The organism is Streptomyces sp. NPDC104371 (assembly GCF_055583785.1).
Map to the genome: position 1 here is coordinate 248,113 of NZ_JBVJNF010000001.1, position 16,823 is coordinate 264,935.

13 protein-coding genes are annotated in these 16,823 nt (G+C 72.0%); 6 read left to right on the top strand and 7 right to left on the bottom strand.

Features of this window, described 5'->3' with window-relative positions; all coding sequences use genetic code 11:
- Positions 1-314: 314 nt before the first annotated feature.
- A complete protein-coding gene (locus ACZ60T_RS01185) occupies positions 315-1,127 on the top strand; it encodes a hypothetical protein (RefSeq protein WP_469663353.1) in 813 nt (270 codons plus the stop codon).
- 95 nt (positions 1,128-1,222) lie between these two features.
- Positions 1,223-1,531 carry a hypothetical protein gene (locus tag ACZ60T_RS01190; RefSeq protein ID WP_469663354.1) on the top strand — a complete coding sequence of 103 codons (309 nt, stop codon included), beginning with the start codon at positions 1,223-1,225 and terminating at the stop codon, positions 1,529-1,531.
- Positions 1,532-1,600: 69 nt separating this feature from the next.
- On the opposite strand, the gene ACZ60T_RS01195 is transcribed toward ACZ60T_RS01190, so the two are convergent.
- From ACZ60T_RS01195 to ACZ60T_RS01215, 5 genes are all read right to left on the bottom strand, one after another.
- Positions 1,601-6,334 carry an FtsK/SpoIIIE domain-containing protein gene (locus ACZ60T_RS01195; RefSeq protein ID WP_469663356.1) on the bottom strand — a complete coding sequence of 1,578 codons (4,734 nt, stop codon included), beginning with the start codon at positions 6,332-6,334 and terminating at the stop codon, positions 1,601-1,603.
- A complete protein-coding gene (locus ACZ60T_RS01200) occupies positions 6,331-7,800 on the bottom strand; it encodes a hypothetical protein (protein ID WP_469663358.1) in 1,470 nt (489 codons plus the stop codon). The genes ACZ60T_RS01195 and ACZ60T_RS01200 overlap by 4 nt, the downstream gene beginning before the upstream one ends.
- Positions 7,801-8,246: 446 nt before the next feature.
- Positions 8,247-8,759 carry a DUF4231 domain-containing protein gene (locus tag ACZ60T_RS01205; protein ID WP_469663360.1) on the bottom strand — a complete coding sequence of 171 codons (513 nt, stop codon included), beginning with the start codon at positions 8,757-8,759 and terminating at the stop codon, positions 8,247-8,249.
- Between the two features lie 80 nt (positions 8,760-8,839).
- Positions 8,840-9,703 (bottom strand): ABC transporter permease, encoded by an 864-nt coding sequence (locus tag ACZ60T_RS01210; protein WP_469663361.1) that lies wholly within the window; start codon positions 9,701-9,703, stop codon positions 8,840-8,842.
- A complete protein-coding gene (locus tag ACZ60T_RS01215) occupies positions 9,700-10,611 on the bottom strand; it encodes an ABC transporter ATP-binding protein (protein WP_469663363.1) in 912 nt (303 codons plus the stop codon). The genes ACZ60T_RS01210 and ACZ60T_RS01215 overlap by 4 nt, the downstream gene beginning before the upstream one ends.
- Positions 10,612-10,758: 147 nt before the next feature.
- On the opposite strand from ACZ60T_RS01215, the gene ACZ60T_RS01220 reads away from it, so the two are divergent.
- Together ACZ60T_RS01220 and ACZ60T_RS01225 are read left to right on the top strand one after the other, a co-directional pair.
- A complete protein-coding gene (locus ACZ60T_RS01220; protein ID WP_469663365.1) occupies positions 10,759-11,940 on the top strand; it encodes a sensor histidine kinase in 1,182 nt (393 codons plus the stop codon).
- 5 nt (positions 11,941-11,945) lie between these two features.
- A complete protein-coding gene (locus ACZ60T_RS01225; protein ID WP_469663367.1) occupies positions 11,946-12,644 on the top strand; it encodes a response regulator in 699 nt (232 codons plus the stop codon).
- A 50-nt stretch (positions 12,645-12,694) separates the two neighbouring features.
- On the opposite strand, the gene ACZ60T_RS01230 is transcribed toward ACZ60T_RS01225, so the two are convergent.
- Both ACZ60T_RS01230 and ACZ60T_RS01235 read right to left on the bottom strand, forming a co-directional pair.
- A complete protein-coding gene (locus tag ACZ60T_RS01230; RefSeq protein ID WP_469663369.1) occupies positions 12,695-14,230 on the bottom strand; it encodes an alpha/beta hydrolase in 1,536 nt (511 codons plus the stop codon).
- A 59-nt stretch (positions 14,231-14,289) separates the two neighbouring features.
- A complete protein-coding gene (locus ACZ60T_RS01235) occupies positions 14,290-14,676 on the bottom strand; it encodes a DUF4190 domain-containing protein (RefSeq protein ID WP_469663371.1) in 387 nt (128 codons plus the stop codon).
- 144 nt (positions 14,677-14,820) lie between these two features.
- Here ACZ60T_RS01235 and ACZ60T_RS01240 point away from each other — a divergent pair, with 144 nt between their 5' ends.
- Together ACZ60T_RS01240 and ACZ60T_RS01245 are read left to right on the top strand one after the other, a co-directional pair.
- Positions 14,821-16,089 (top strand): sensor histidine kinase, encoded by a 1,269-nt coding sequence (locus ACZ60T_RS01240; RefSeq protein WP_469663373.1) that lies wholly within the window; start codon positions 14,821-14,823, stop codon positions 16,087-16,089.
- Positions 16,086-16,823, top strand: a complete 738-nt coding sequence (locus tag ACZ60T_RS01245; RefSeq protein ID WP_365632642.1) for a response regulator transcription factor — start codon at positions 16,086-16,088, stop codon at positions 16,821-16,823. The genes ACZ60T_RS01240 and ACZ60T_RS01245 overlap by 4 nt, the downstream gene beginning before the upstream one ends.

The following is a 16,823-nucleotide window of genomic DNA, read 5'->3' on the forward strand; positions in this document are numbered from 1 at the left end:
ATGGTAGAGCATCAAACCGACATATACCCGCATTGTTAGCTCGATCGGTTGAATTCCTCGACGCCCGGGTGAAATCGCTCGCCCTCGCCGCGTTGGACACGGCAGTCGAGGAGACCTGAAAGCGATCGCGCTCGCGCGAAGGGGGTGGCCGTGTCCGACATCGCCGTCGACTACGAACTGCTCAACGACGTCGCGCAGAAGGCAGGCGACCTCAAGGAGCAGGTCCGGCATGCCCGGGAGAGCAGGCAGGAGTCACGGCCGTCCGTAAGTACTACACGACGTGGAAGAGCGCCTTCAAGCGCTCCGAGGAGAAGTTGGAGAAGCTCAAGAACCTCTACGAGGGAGTGGCGAAGCAGTGGGCCGACTGGGACTTCGACCTGGCGAACAAGGCGGCCAAGCAGAGCGCCTCGATCTCCTCCGAGCTGTGGAACACGCGCAACGAGCAGTGGCAGGCCTGGCACGAGGCGGTGGAGAAGGCCAAGAAGGAGCACCCGGACCTCGATCCCTCCCTGCTGCCGAAGGAGCCCGAGAAGCCCGGTGAGCGCCCCCACGAGTGGACCACCGACGACGGGCACGGCAACAGAACCACCACGACGTACGAGTTCGGGCCGGACGGCAGTCCGACGAAGGTCACCACATCCATGGAGACGAGGACGGGCCTGAAGGCGACCGACACCACGAACTACCACGCCGACGGCACGTACGACTCGACCTCGACGGACGTCTTCGGCAGCGTCACGCACACCACCGGCACATCGACGACGACCGAGACGCCGGAGAGCAAGACCACCAAGGACGAGTTCGCCAGCAGGACGAAGAGCGCCGACGACAAGGAGAGCACCACCACCGGTACCACCACCTCGGTCGTCGACAAGGACACCGGTCACCGCGACACGACAACCACCTACACCACCGTCGGCCCCGACAAGGGCGGCAAGGAGAAGACGGTGAAGGGCACGTCCCACACCTCCGTCGATCTTGATGGCCACGAGGTGACCACCACCATCGAGGTCAATGCGGACGGCAGTGGCACCAAGACCGTGGTGACCGACGGCAGGACGGAGGAGTGGACCAGCGACGACGCCGCGGGGGACACCGGCTGGAAGCCGAAGAAGTCCGCCGCCTGACGGCCCCTCCCCCGGCCCGACACGCCCGACCCGACGCACCCCGAGCCCGGTCGGGGTTCCCACCCACCGTCACACCGACCCAGGGAGTCAGCACCATGCCCGCAGGCAACATCAACCTCAACTACAACGAGATCCAACGCGTCGCCGGTGTGATGAACCAAGCCGTCAACGACATCAACCCCCTGCTGCTGAGCACCAAGTCCACCGTCGAGGGCCTGCTCGACAACGGCTTGTTCATGCAGCAGAGCAGCCCGGCGCTCAAGGAGTCGTACAACAACCTCACCGCGTCACTGCACAAGGCGGTGGAGAGCATCAACAGCTTCGCCAGTCAGTTCAACCAGATCAAGAACACCGTCGAGAAGATGGACGGGGACATCGCCGCCGGCACCAGGAAGGGCGGCTGACACGGCCGTACGACACGACGGCGCCCTGCCGACGGACGAGAGGTCCGGCGGCAGGGCACCGTCGTCCGGTCAGCCGGTGTCCCCGTCGCGCAGCACCGTCTCCGGCACCAGCACCGACACCAGCGCGCCGGTCACCGGATCCACGGTCAGGCCGCGGCCCGGCGTCGGACGGCCCCGCAGCAGGTCGTACGGCACCCGCACGCCGAGGATGTCGCCCTCGCCCGGCGACTGGGGCGACAGCAGCACGCCCTTGCGGACCCGCCGCACCAGGCCGAGCCAGCCGATGCCCACCGCGGTGAGCGTCTCGGCGGTGGCGGCGGCGACCAGGCCGATGCCGCGGTCCCGGCCCGTGGTGGCGACCTCCCGCAACGCCGCGTCGGCAGCGGGCAGTTGAGCGAGCAGATCGGCATCGTCCACCAGGACCACCGTGGGCCCCGGTTCGGTACTCAGCGCCGCGGTCACCTCGTCGGCCAGCGGGTTTGGATCCCGGAGAACGACGGCCCGCGGATGCCGGGCCAGGCCGCGCAGCGGCGACTCCCTCGGGGTGAGCGCGACCACCCGGGTACCGCCCGCCAGCAGCGACACGGCGAGCGTGATGAGCGCGGTGGACCGGCCGCTGCCGGGCGGCCCGCTGACGAGGAAGGACGGCGCGTCGGCCGCGAAGTCCACCCCGATCGCGCCCAGTTCGTCGCCGCCGACGCCGAGCAGTCCCCACAGGGGGCGCCGGTCGGCCGCCCGCACTCTGTCGTACGCGTCGGTGAACGACACCTGGCGGGGCAGGCTCAGGACGCGTGCGGGGCGGCGGGCGGCGGGCAGATCGCGGTCGCGCCGCGCGGCCCGCGCACCGATCCGCCTGAGCGCCTCGGCCTGATCGCGTCCGGTGACCGGGCTCCCGGTCCGTTCGCCGAGCAGGGCGACCTGGACCTCGATGGCGCTGCCGCCGCGCCAGCCGCGCCCCTGCGGGACGACGGCGGGCACCTGCTTCGGCGGGATGCCCGCCAGGCTGTACTCGTTGCGGTCGGTCAGCCGGAGCAGCAGCCGCTCGTCGTTGAGCGAGGCGACCTTGCCGGTCATCAGCGCGCGTTCGGACGTGGCGACGACGTGCAGGCCCATCGGGGCGCCCTCGCGGATCAGCGCGGTCAGCTCCTGGACCGGCCGGCCGCCGTCGTGGTCGCCGAGCAGGGCGGCCAGCGAGTCCCAGCCGTCGATGAGGACGACCACGTGCGCGGGGCGCGCGGCGGGCGGCAGCAGGGCGCGCAGTTCGGTGAGGTCGGCCGCGCCATGGGAGGTGAGCAGTTCCTGGCGCGTGCTCATCTCGGCGGTCAGCCGGGCCAGCAGGCGGCCGAGCCGTTCCAGGTCGGCGCGCGGTACGACGGCTCCGCAGTGCGGGAGTTCGGACAGCGGCGCCAGCGCGCCACCGGCCGCGTCGATGCCGTACAGATGCACGTCGGCGCTGGAGTGCCGCTGGGCCAGTGCCCCGCCGATGGTGCGCAGGACCTGGGAGCGGCCGGAGCGCGGGGTGCCGAGAACGTACAGGTGCCCGAAGCGGGTCAGGTCCAGTTCCAGGGGCTCCTGGCGCTGGGCACCCGGCAGATCGGCCAGGCCCCAGACGACCGGGGCCAGGCGCCCGTCGGCCGGGTCGGGCCGCTCGGGCAGTTCGGCCAGGGCCACCGCGTGCGGCAGCGCGGACAGCCAGGGGCTGGGCTGCCGCTCGATCCGCAACCGCGCGGCGGCTTCCGTGACCGCGTCGACCAGGGCCGTCAGGTCGGTGGGCGCGTCGCGGTGGTCCATCTCCCGCTGGACGACGTCGAGGAGTTCGGCGGTCTCCTCGACGGGTTCGGCCGCTCCACGGCCCAGCAGCGACCAGGTCAGTTCGCTGGTCCGGACGCCGGGGCGGGGCTCCGTACCCGACGCGGTACCCGCGCTCGCGGCCCCGGTGTCCGCGGCTGCGGCCGGTCCGTCGTCGCGTACGGCGCCGACGAAGGCGGTCTGGAACGGCAGTACCGAGCGATGACCGACCCTGGCCAGGGCACGGCCCGGAGTGTCGCTGGAGATGCCCACCGCGTCGTTGACCTCCAGGACGTCCTGGCTGTCGAGGGCGTCGGTGACGCGCAGCGAGATCCGCAGGTTGGTGTTGGCGCGGATGTCGGCGGTGACCACGCCCGCCGGGCGCTGGGTGGCGAGCAGCAGGTGCAGGCCGAGTGAGCGGCCACGCTGGGCGATGCCGACCAGGCCGGGCACGAACTCGGGCACGTCGCGGGCCAGGGTGGCGAACTCGTCGATGACGAGCAGCAGCCTCGGCAGCGGCGCCAGCGCGGGGTCGCGGTGGCGCTTCGCCCGGTACTCGGTGTGGTCCTTGGCGCCCGCGTCGGCCAGCACGCGTTCACGGCGGGTCAGTTCGGCGGTCAGCGAGGTCAGCGCCCGCTCGACCAGGTGACTGTCCAGGTCCGTGACCATGCCGAGGACGTGCGGCAGCCGCTCGCAGCCCGCGAAGGCGCTGCCGCCCTTGTAGTCGACGAGGACGAACGTCATCTCGTCCGGCCGGTTGACCGCCGCCAGGGAGGCCACCAGCGTCTGGAGGAGTTCGGACTTGCCGGCTCCGGTGGTGCCCGCGATCAGGCCGTGCGGGCCGTCCTTGACCAGATCGAAGGTGACCGGGCCGGTATAGCCGGTGCCGAGCAGAACGCCGGTGGAGGCCGGGTGCTTGGTCCAGCGAGCGGTCAACTCCGCGGCCCGCGGCGGCTCCAGGCCGAGCAGGTCCAGCAGCCTGACGCGGTTCGGCAGGCCGTCCGAGCCGTCCGGGGTGACGTCGCGCACGGGAGCCAGGGCGCGGCCGATCCGCTCGCACCAGCCGGTGTCCACCAGGTCGGGGCGGACACCGGTGAGGTCGGCGCTGCCGGTGCGGCGCAGGGTCACCTCGCGGGCGCCGACCGCGCAGACGGTGACGCACTCCTCGGGGAGCATCCGCTCCTCCTGATCGAGACAGATCAGGAAGACGCGCACGGCCGGGCCCTCCTTGAGCACCCGCACCATGCCGGGCACGTCGCGCAGCCGCCGCGCGCCGTCCATGACGACGACGAGGTCGGGTTCGGCCAGCAGCGCGCCGCTCATCGCCGACTCACGGGAGCGGGTCCGGGAGCGGATCGCGGAGACCAGTTCGGAGACCCGGTTGGCGACCGTCTCCGGGTCGTTGCCCACGGTCACGGTGGGCCCGCCGGGCGGCGGCGCGGCGAGACCGCCCGCGCCGGGGCGGGTGTGCGGCAGCCAGCGCACCCACTGCCAGGCGGGCGCGCCCGCGGCGTCGGTGAGCACGGTGATCCGTACGTCGCGCGGGCTGTGCAGGATCGCGGCCTGCGCGACGGTCCAGCGGGCGAGCGCTCGGGCCGCGTCGGTCTCGCCCGCGATGCCGACGACACCGTCCCGGCAGAGGTTCACGCCGATCGGCATGTCGGGGATCTGCCAGGTGACGGAGCGGTGGTTGTCCTCGCGGGAGCTGTCCTCGATCGTCAGCAGCGAGGCCTGGCGTACGGTGCCGACGCGCAGCAGCAGGTGATCGGAGTCGCCGCGGCGGCGCTCCCACAGCCGGGCGCCGGGGCCGACGGCCCACAGACCGGCGGCGGCCGGGTCGGGTCCGGCGTTGACCCGCAGGCCGCGCTCGCGCGCGATCATGCTCTTGACGTCCTCCTCCAACGAGGAGCGCCGGGCGCGGTAGTGGGCGACCGAGGTCAGGTAGTCGCGCCAGCCGCTTCGTCTGGAGCTGATCCAGTTCCCGAGGGCGAGCGCCGGGCTCAGGAACGCGAACATCAGATAGAAGTACGAGTGCAGGAAGACGACCATGCCTGCGCCCATGAACAGCGGCGCGATCATCACCAGCAGCGGGACGGTGCGCCGGGGCGGCGGCACCGGCGGTGAGGGCAGTGTGAACCGTTCCGGCACCAGCGGCGGCACGATCCGCGGCGGCCGGTTGAAGTCCAGGTACGCGCCGTCGTCGGAGACCGTCACGGCGGCGTCCGCCTCGGTGGGTTCGGCCACCCGCAGCAGGTACTCGCCCATCCGCAGCTCATCGCCGAGCGGCCACTCCACCCAGCCCTCGGGGACGGGGGCGTGGGGGTCGGCGTACAGGTCGGGGAGTTCGGGCGGCGGCGCGGGCGGCAGGGGTGCGGCGTCGGCGCGGGGCCGGGCGGGCGGCGGTTCGGGCGCGGACAGGCGTACGGCGGTACGGTGGCCGACCGCCGGACCGGCGTCCAGCAGCACGGTGCCGTCCGGGCGGACGGTGACGCGGATGCCGTCGGCGGGCACCTCACGGCCCTGGAGCCGCACCGCACTGCCCTCCGCCGGGCCGACGGTGTGCGTACCGCAGTCCAAGGGCCACACCCGTCCGGCGCCGCGTCCGCCGATCAGTTGGAGTTCCACACGGGGCGGGCGGGGCAGCCGCTCGCCGTCGGCGGAGCGTGACGGCGGTGGCAGGTCGGCACGGCCGGGTCCGTATCCGCCGCCGGGCTCGGGCGGTACGGGACCGCCGAGGCCGAGCGTGGCGCCGTCCCGGATACCGGTGGCGGTCAGTGGCAGGTCGGCGGGGAGTCTGCGGTCGTCGAGGAAGAGCACGGGCGCCGTGCCGCCGGTCGCGTGCTCGCCGTGCTCGCCGTGTTCGCCGACGAGCCGTGCGGCCAGTGCGCCGACGGTGGTCGAGCCCGGGGCCCGCAGGACCAGGTCGCGCGGCGCGGGGGCGGCGTACGGGGAGTCGGACCGGGTCGGCGCAGAGGCCTGCGGGGCGGCTGGGGTGACGGTGACCAAGAGTTTCACGGGGTACGCGGGGTCCGTTCCTGAGGGTCGGCGGCGGACACCCCGGCCGGTCCGGGGGCGGGGACCGCGGCCCGGTCCGGTTCCGCAAGGTCGAAGTCGTCCTCCGGGGTGTCGGCTGCGCACCGGGCCGGACGGGGTACGGGTGTTGTGGCGGCCGGTCGCCGCCCGGGAACGGGTGCGGCGGGGGCCGCCGGAACAGCCGCGGGTTCGTCGAAGTCGGCGTCGCGGCCCAGGGGTTCGCCCGATGCACGGCCCGCACCACCGGCCTCGGCGGGCCGGGCATCCCACTCGGGACGGCCCGGCGCCGCCTGCTCGCGTACCGGATCGGTACGGTCCGACGTGGGCTCGGGCGGGGCTGTGTCCCGTACAGGGCCGGTGGCCGAAGGGCCAGGTCCGTCACCGGCATCCGGCAGCACGCGATGCGGCCGGGAGAACCCCCGTCGCACCGCACGGGCCACCGCCCCGCCGAGCGCGAGCGACTCCACATCCACCTGCGGGCCGGGCCCGAGCAGTCGGCCGTCCGGCTCGGCGTGCAGGACCCAGCAGGGACCCGGCAGTCGGCCGCCCGCGAGCACGCGAACCTGTCCACGCGCGCACAACTCCGTGAGCCGGGCCGCCTGTACGGATGTCGGCGCCCAACAGACCACCACCGGCGGCGCTTCGTACGGAATCTCCGACGCAGGCGCTTGTTCCGGCAAGGTCGACCGGTCCGTCAGTTCCGCGAGGACGTCGTCCAACGGGCGCCCGGGGAAACGCGGGTGCACACCGGAGGTGACCATGACCGGGGGACCGTCCGGAGCCCGGTCCACCTGCGCGGCCAGCGACTGGAGCACGCCGCGGGAGACCCGAGCGTCGCCCTCGATGCTCAGTGCGGCGGGGCCGCGCAGCCAGTCGACGACCACGACGTCCGGCACCTTGCGGTCCACTCCCAGGACGAGCGGCAACCGTACGCCGCTGCCTGAGCCCGCGGGCCGCGCCCGCAACGCGGCAGCGGACGCGGCCCATGTCCACGTCCCCGGCTCGCCCGCCACGTCCGTCCAGGGCATCGGCGGCCCGGCGGAACCGGCCGGGTCGCGCCCGGCGATGACGACGCGGACGCGGTCCCCGGTACGAGACACGTGGGCGGCGGGCGCGTAGCAGCCGTCCCCCGCGTCCGCGTCCGCGCGGTCGAGGGCCGCCCACACCACATCGACGGCGGCCGGGGCGGCGAAGTACCCAGTCAGCATCCGGGCGGAGCGCCGGTACCGCAGACAGGCGCGCGGCGGTGCGGTGAACGCCCGTGCGGTCGTCCGTGTCTCCCACACGATCCGGCGGCAGGCGCGGCGGAGACCGCCCTGCTCGGTCACGGCACGGGCGAGGAGTCCGACCAGCAGGACCAGGGCGACGAGGAAGCCGATGAGGATCAGCCAGGAGTCGCGGTCCGGCATGCCGAGGGCCAGCGGTACCGCGTGGCCGGAGAGACTCACCCGTACTCCCGAGCGGTGAACGCGGCGGCCTGCCACGGGGGTTGCGGCGCGCGGTACAGCCGGGGCTGCGTCGTGCCGGGCAGGTATGTGTACACCGGAACCTCTCGATGGGGCAGGGCAGTTGGGCGAGCAGCTCTACGGCATGCGTCCGCTCTACGGCGCGCGCGGCCTCGTTCACTACGCGGACAGGGGTTGACGGTACGTCAGGAGGAGTGCGCTGATGCACTCCTCAGCGGACGGACGAGCGGTCCGCGCACCCACCAGGCCGGGCGGTTGTCGTCGTCTCAAGTACCGCAGCCTGACGAAAGCCTGACCGACGACTACCGAGCGCGGCCATCACCCCAGGACAAACAGCTCTCCTGCTCGATGTGTGGTTCGCCCTCATGGTGGTTGACGTGATCGAAGGCATGCTCGACACCGCCAGTCGGCGGCGCTACGGGAACCGCCTAGGCGTCGGCCGACGGCGCGGGTTCCCGGCGGTGCTCCAGCCATGTGCGGCTCAGGTCTTCCCAGACCGCCTGGTATCTGCCGAAGACCTCACCGAGCTGGTCATGCGTGAGGTCGTCGGCGGGCGTGGCGGCCAGGAGGAACTCCAGGTCGTCGGCGAGCCGTTGGAACCGGTACTGCGTCTCCTCCATGAGCACCCACCGCGAGCGCCAGTTGAAGAACGGTTCGACGGCCCCCAGCAGTGTGCCCAGAGCCACGAGGGCGAACGCCAGACCGGCCCAGGTGTTGAGGTTCTGCAAGCCCAGGATGACGGTCGACGCGGCGGACAGCGCGAGCGTGAGCATCTTGGTCACCGAAGCGCTTCGTCGGAACCTCTGCTTCCTGGCACGTGCGTAGTCGTTGCCCTCATGAATCTTGTTCAGCAGGAGGGCGGCCGTCTCCCTGGGACTGAGACCCACACCTGGTCCGCTTCCCGGCTGCACTCCGCCCCCAAAGTCCCGTTGTCTCCCCACAGTTCACCCCGCAGGACGCGGCCCCCGCCTGCGCGGTTCCCTGTGGGCGGCCGCGTCCCGTAGATGATCTCCTGCCGGTTCTACACGTCCCGGCGGCTGACGACCCCGACGGTCACCGCGGCGGACGCCACGGCCCAGGCCGCGAAGGCCGTCCAGGAGACGGTGACCGTGGGCAGGGCCGTGCCCACGGGCGGACGGCGCAGGGACAGGCAGTGCGCCCAGTCGTAGAACGGGAACCACATGTAGAGGTCGTTCACCCATTGATGGACCGTCGGTTTGAATGTCATCGGCAGGACCACCAACAGGACGATCACCGCCACGACCGTACCCGCCGTGTGCCGCAGCAACGCGCCGATCCCCATGCCGACCAGCGCCGCGAGCGGGGCGAGCAGGGCGTTGGCCAGCAGCACGCGCGGCACCCCCGGGTCGTTCACCGATACCGCGATCCCCCGCCCCGAAAGGATCGACTGGCTGACCGCGAACGTGCTCAGCGACACCACCACTCCCGTCACCAGCATGACGGCCGTGGTGACGGCGAGCTTGGCCAGGACGACACGGTGCCGCGCGGGGACGGCACTGAAGGTGGTGCGGATGAGGCCGGTCGCGTACTCGCCGACGACGGTCAGCGCGCCGATGACGCCCGCGCCGACGACGAGCAGGATGGCACTGATGTTGCTGAACGCGGTGGTCATCGCGTCGAAGTGGGCGCGCTCGAGCGCGTGGTAACTCGGCCAGGCGTTGTAGTCGTCCCAACTCTTCTGCACGGTACCCGCGAGGAGCAGCAGGACACCCGCGCCGAGGACCCAGCGGGTCGAGCGCAGCGACCACAGTTTGGTCCACTCGGCGGTGAGCAGGCCGCGCCAGCGTACGCGCGGATCGGCGGCGCTCGACGGTGAGTTGGCCGACACGGGGGCGGAGGCCGAGACGGACGCCGGGGCGCTCATCGTGCCTCCTGCGCGCTGTACTGGGCGTGGTGTGCGGTGAGTTCCATGAACGCTTCTTCCAAGGACGCGTGGTGCGTGGTGAGTTCGTGCACGACGATGCGGTGGCGGCAGGCCAACTCGCCCACCTGCGCGGCGGGCAGGCCCGTGACGGCCAGGGCGTCCGCGCCGTCCGGGGTGGCGGTGGCTCCGGCGGCGGCCAGCAGCGGTACGAGCAGGGCGGCCTGCGGGGTGCGCACGGTGACATGGGCGCGGGCGCCGCGGGCGGCGAACTCCGTGACGGTCTCCTCGGCGATCAACTCGCCGCGTCCGACGACCACCAGCCGGTCCGCGGTGTTCTGCATCTCGCTCATCAGATGGCTGGACACCAGCACCGTACGGCCCTCGGCGGCCAGGCGCCGGAACAGACCGCGGACCCACCGCACGCCCTCCGGGTCCAGGCCGTTGACCGGCTCGTCGAACAGCAGGACGGGCGGGTCGCCGAGCAACGCGGCGGCGATGCCCAGCCGTTGACGCATGCCCAGGGAGAATCCGCCGACCCGGCGATGCCCGGCGTCGGCGAGCCCGACCTCCTCCAGCACCTCCTGTATCCGGCGGCGGGGCAGCCCGTTGGTGTGGGCCAGCGCGGACAGGTGTGCCCGCGCGCTGCGTCCCGGATGGACGTCGCCCGCGTCCAGCAGCGCACCGACGTGGTGCAGCCCGGCTTGCCGCGCGGTGAAGGGGCGACCGTCGATGGTGGCGGTTCCGGAGGTGGGACGGTTCAGCCCGAGAATCATGCGCATGGTCGTGCTCTTGCCCGCCCCGTTGGGGCCGAGGAAGCCGGTCACGAGGCCGGGCGGCACGGTGAAACTCAGGTTGCTGACCGCGACGACGTCCCCGTAGCGCTTGGTCATTTGGTTGACTTCGATCACGCGGTCCACGCTGCCGGAGGGCACCGGGGCCCGGCATCGGCCGCCCGGCAGATCTTCCGGCCCGCGGATCTGTCCTCGGGCGTATGCCCGCAGGCATACGTCCCAAGTCTGACGTCACGGTCGCGGCCGTCCCTCTACGCTCCGGCTGTGGCTCTTGGAAACCTGATGCGGATCGCGTGCGCCCCGGCGGCCCTGGCCGTGCTGCTGACCGCCACCTACACCGGTGGCCGCGCGCCGGGCAGTCCGGGCGGTGAGGCGCTCACGCTCGTCGTACCGGCGGCGGTGATCGCGGCGCTGCCTGTCGTCTGGGTCAGGGCGCGTCCGCGGCCGGTCCTGGCGGTCCTGCTGGCCGAGCTTGCCGGGAGCGCGGTGGTGGGTCTGCGGTGGGAGCAGGTGTGGCCGCTGCTTCTGACGGCAGGCCTGGTCCTGATGTATGTCACCGCGGTGCGGGACCGGCGGGACGGGTTCACGGCGATGGTCCTCACGCTCCTGGTCGAGGAGGCGTCTTGGCTCACCGGCCTGGTGACGAGCGGCGGTTGGGGACAGTTGCTCGTACCGGGCTTCGCGGGGCTCGGGGTGCTGCTGGCGCTGAGCGTGCTGGCGGCGTGGCTGGCCGGGACGTCCGTACGGCAGCAGCGTGAGTACGACGAGAGCGCGCGTAGGCACCAGGCCGCTCAGGCCGTCACCGACGAACGGCTGCGCATCGCCCGCGACCTGCACGACATGGTCGCGCACAGCATCGGTGTCATCGCGATCCAGGCGGGAGCGGGACATCGGGTCATCCACGTCTCCCCGCGGCAGGCCGAAGGCGCTCTGCGGACCATCGAGGACACCAGCCGCCACACCCTGCGTGACCTGCGCGAGATGCTCGGCGTCCTGCGCCGGGCCGACACCGGCACCGGCGGCGATCCCCCGGAGGTCGCACGCACCGACGCGCTCGCCGGGCTGGACGACCTCGACCGGCTGACCGCCACCACGCGCGCGGCAGGCGTGGAAGTGGACGTGCGCCGACAGGGCGTCCCGGACCGGCTGCCGCCGACGATCGACCACGCGGCGTTCCGGATCGTCCAGGAATCGGTGACCAACGTGGTACGGCACGCCGACGCCGGCCACTGCCGCGTGGCGATCGAGCACCGCCCGGACGCACTCGCCATCGAGATCACCGACGACGGGCCCGGCGGCACCACGGGCACGGGCGAGGACGGTTACGGCATCCGCGGCATGCGTGAACGTGTGGCCTTGCTGGACGGGCGGTTCAGTGCCGGACCGCGGCCCGAGGGCGGGTTCCGGGTGAGCGTGTGCCTGCCCCTCCGGAGGAAGGAACGATGACATCCATGACGGCCACGACCGTCCGTGTCGTCCTCGCCGACGACCAGGAACTCGTCCGCGCCGGGCTGCGGATGGTCATCGGCGCCACGCCCGACATCGAAGTCGTCGGCGAGGCCGGGACGGGCGCGCAAGCCGTCCGGCTCGTGCGCGAACTGCGCCCGGACGTCGTGGTGATGGACCTGCGCATGCCGGGCATGGACGGTGTCGAAGCCACCCAGATGATCACCACGGACGTCCCCGCCACCCGCGTGGTCGTTCTGACCACCTACGACGAGGACGCCAACATCTACGCCGCGCTGCGCGCCGGAGCCGGCGGCTTCCTGGTCAAGGACATGGCACTGGACGACATCCTCACCGCCGTCCGCGTCATCGCACGCGGTGACGCGCTGCTCGCCCCCGGCATCACTCGCCGTCTCATCGCCGACTTCGTCGCCTACGGCGGCACCCGCCCCGAACACGCCGAACTACCGAGGATCACCGCACGCGAACGCCAGGTGCTGGCACTCGTCGGGCGCGGACTGTCGAACGCCGAACTCGCCGAACACCTGCACATCAGCCCAGGCACCGCCAAGGCTCATGTCGCGAGCCTGCTGACCAAGCTCGGTGCGCGTGATCGCGTTCAACTGGTCATCCTCGCCTACGAGTCGGGCCTGGTGGCGGTCGGAGAACAGAGAACCGGGCCACCAGGCGCGCCCGGTCGCTGACGCGGAGCACCGGCAACGGTGCGTCGAGACACGGGAGATGTGCGGTGCCGCTACTTCTGCCCGGACGCGGCCCGGCAGGTCAGGTCCTTGTCGGGGAGCCTGCCCGTGGTCAGGTAGCGCGTGGCGGCCTTGTCCGCGCAGGAGTTGCCGTCGGGCGCGTAGAGGACGCCGTGCCCCTCACCGCCGGCGACCGTGAGCATCCGGGAGCCGCGCAGGGCCCGGTGCAGGGCCTGACCGGCGAACAGGGGCGTCTGGGAGTCCCACTCGTTCTGCGTGATCAGCGCACCGACCGTGTTCCCGATCGTGGTCTGTGGCTCACTGCCCTGCCCCCAGAAGGCACACGGTGTGATGGCCGCCGCGAAGTCGCCGTACAGCGGATACCGGGCCTGATCGCGGATCGCCTCACGGCGGTATTCCTCGGGATCGTGCGACCAGGTACGGGTGTCGGCGCACATGACGGACCAGGCGACGGAGGCGTAGTTGTCGTCGGGTTCCTCGGTCTGACCGGGCGCGCCGGACTCAGCCGGGTCCTCGCCCCCGGCCGGGTTGTCGCCCTCGGCCGCCTTCTTGAGCGCGGCGATCTGTTCGGTGGCCGTGCGGAGGTGGAAGAACGTGCTGTTGTCGGCGCGGATGTCAGCACCGGTGAGGGTCTGCCCGTCGAAGGAGATGGGCTCGCGGTCCGCCCGCGCGATCAGCTTCCAGTAGGTCTCGCGGACCTCGGCCGGGGTGTCACCCAGTGCGTAGGTCGCGTGCCGCTCGGCGGCCCATCGGGTCCATCGCGTGAAGGCCTGCTCGGCCGCCTTCGCCATGTCCTGGAACATGCCCCGGTAGACCCGCGTGGGGTCGGTCGCGCTGTCCAGGACGATCCGGTCGGCGTGCTCGGGGAACATCTGCGTGTAGACGGCGCCGAGGTAGGTGCCGTAGGAGATCCCCAGGTAGGAGATCTTCTTCTCGCCCAGCGCGGCGCGGATGACGTCCATGTCGCGGGCGCTGTTGCGGGTGGTGAGGTGCGGCAGTACGTCACCGGCCCGCGTGCGGCACTTCTCGGCGATCGTACGTACCCGGTCCACGTCCTTGGCGAAGGTCTCGGCCTTGTACGGATGGTCGGACTGTTCCTCGGCGGTCAGACCACAACTGACGGGGGCGCTCCGCCCGGCGCCTCTCGGGTCGAAGCCGACGAGGTCGTAGCGCCGCTTCACTTCCGCGGGGAACTTCATGAGCGGGTCGGTGGGCAGGGTCAGTCCCGGAGCGCCGGGGCCGCCCGGGTTGAGCAGCAGAACACCGCGGCGTTCCTTCGCGTCGCCCGCCTTGAGCCGGGACAGGGCGAGGTCGATCGTCTTGCCGCCGGGGTCGCTGTAGTCCAGCGGCACCTTGAGGGTGGTGCACTCGAGGGCGTCGGGGCTCTTCGCGTCGCAGCGTTTCCACTGGAGCTTGTGCTGCGTGTACTGCCGCAGGGGGTCCTTGGCGGCGGAGGCGTCAGCGGGCTTGGGCACCGCGCAGCCGGTTGCGAGTGTCAGGGCCGAGAGGCAGGTTGCCGCGAGTCCGGCGGTGAGCAGGGTGGCTCGGCGGGTGTCTCTGTTACGCATGGTGATGCTCGTCCTTGTCGAGGAGGGTGGGCGGCGGGTCAACTGGTAGCTGAGTCCGGTCAGTTGAGGTGCTCGCGGACGCACTGCGTGTACTGGTGGAAGCTGTCCGGCCGGTAGCACGCCTGCGTCTTGTTCGCGTACCAGACCACGAGCACTGCGACCAGAGCGGACAGCACGATCGCGAGGGACGACGTCACCAAGGCGGTGACGGCCTTGCCCCGGCCGGTGCCGGTCCGCCTGGCCGTCATCAGCGCGGCGATGCCCAGGATCAGGCCGACCACGGCGAGCGGGCCGCCGATGAAGACGACGGAGGTGGCGAGGCCGCTGATGCCCAGGATCATGGCGGCTGTGGCCAGGCCGTTCTTCGGTTCCGTCCCAGGCCGTACGGCCTGATGCTGAGCGGACGCCGTGCGGTCCAGCGGCGTCTCGGTTCCCTGGGCGTTCATCAACGTGTCCTTCCGTCCCGTCGGTCAGTGAGGCCCCGATTGTGGGTTTCGGGAACCCGCGAACACATCACGGGAAGGCGGGAGGATTCGCTCCCCCGATCGGGGGAGGGTGCAGGTGGGCCGTCCGGTCATACTGATCTGGCTATGTTCAGGGGAATTCGGCCGCTGCTGCGCGGCTCCACGTACGCGGGTGCGCTGTTCGCCTACTGCGGCGCACTGGCGAGCCTTCCATTGCTGCCTTTCGCGGCGCTGCCGGCGCTGGCGTGGTCGTCCGCCCCGGTGGTGGTGCGGTTCGCCGTGACCGTGCTGGTGTGGTCCGTGCTGATCGGCGTGCTCGGGCTGGCCCGTACGACGCGACGGGTGCTGATCGCGTGCGCTCGGCGGATGCTGGGCGTGCCGCTGCCGGATCCCTTGGACGAGCGTCCACGGGCGGGCTCTTTCGGTGCCGGGCGGACCTCTCCCCCGGCATCGGGCGCCGACCGCTGGCGGACCCCGCTGTGGCTGCTGGCCCATGTGGCGCTGGGGTGGGCAGGGGCGCAGCTCGGCGTCGTGCTGTTCATCGCCGGTCTGCTCCTGCCCGGTGGCTGGGCGGGCGCCGAGGCCGGGGTGAGTGTGAACGGCTGGTCGCTGCGGCCGGAGAGCGGCTGGCAGAGCTGGGCAGCCGCGCTCGGCTGCCTGCTGCTCGCGGCGGCCCTGTGTGTGGCCGTGACGTACGCCCTGCGGTGGCTGGCGCCCAGGCTGCTCGGCCCGTCCTCGGCCGAGCGGCTCGCACTGGCGGAAGAGCGGGAGCGGACGGCGGCCGAACGCAACCGGCTGGCCCACGAACTGCACGACTCGATCGGGCACACGCTGACGGCGGCCACGATCCAGGCGGCGGTGGCGGGCGAGGTACTCAACGCCGACCCGGTGGCGGCACGGGCCGCCCTGCGCAGCATCGAGGAATCGACCCGGGCCGCCCTCGAGGACCTGGACTACGTCCTGGGCATGCTCCGCGAGGAACACGCGGGGACGGCGCCGACCCGGACCCTGGCCGACCTGCCCGAACTGCTCGACCGGCTGCGGCACGCGGGCGCGGTGGTGGAGCCGCGTCTGTCGGGCGACTTCACGCACGTACAAGGGACGCTCTCCCGCGCGGCCTACCGGATCCTGCAAGAGGGACTGACGAACGCGCTGCGGCACGGAACGGGCGGCCCGATCCACCTCACGGTGGCGACCGCACAGGACGCGCTGGAACTCAGCGTGGTCAACCGAACCGGACCGGAGATGACGTCGGGTGCCTTCCCGACGTCCGGGCATGGGCTGCCGGGACTCGCCGAGCGCGTACGACTGCTGCACGGCGAGTTCGAGGCGGGCCCGGACGGGCCGGAGCACTGGCGGCTCGCGGTCCGGCTGCCGGTACGCTTGCCCGCATGATCGGCTCACCCGCCGGCGCGGCGGTCACGACCAGCGCTGACGCCCACACAGCCGTCACCACCGGCGCCTGCGAGAGCACCTCCGTCACCCTCGTGATCGCGGACGACGACGCGGTGACCCGCAGCGGTCTGCGCACGCTCCTCGGGATGCAGCCGGGGATCACGGTGGTCGGGGAGGCCGCCGACGGCATCGAAGCGGTCGAGCGATCACGGCAGTTGCGGCCGGACGTGATCCTGATGGACGTACGGATGCCACGCCTGGGCGGCATCGAGGCCACCCGGCAGATCCTGTCCGGAGCGACCGAGCCGCCGAAGGTCGTGGTGATCACCACCTTCGAGAACGACGGCTACGTCACCGCCGCACTCAGCGCCGGAGCCAGCGGCTTCGTCCTCAAGCGGCTCCCGGTCCCGCAGATCGCACAGGCGGTACGGGTGGCCGCGACAGGCGAAGCGATCCTCTTCCCGGCAGCCCTGCGCCAGATGGTCACCGCCCGCCCGCTCGACTCCACCGAAGCCCTGCCGCACGCGGCCCTGACGACCCGGGAGGAAGAGGTACTGCGCCTGATGGCCACCGGCCTGTCCAACCCGGAGATCGCGCAGTCCTGCGGCGTGGGCCCGGAGACAGTGAAGACACACGTCGGCAACGTCCTGACCAAACTCGGCGCACACAACCGCACCCACGCGGTGGTGATCGCGTACGAAACGGGCCTGGTCGTACCGCGAGTCACGCACTGA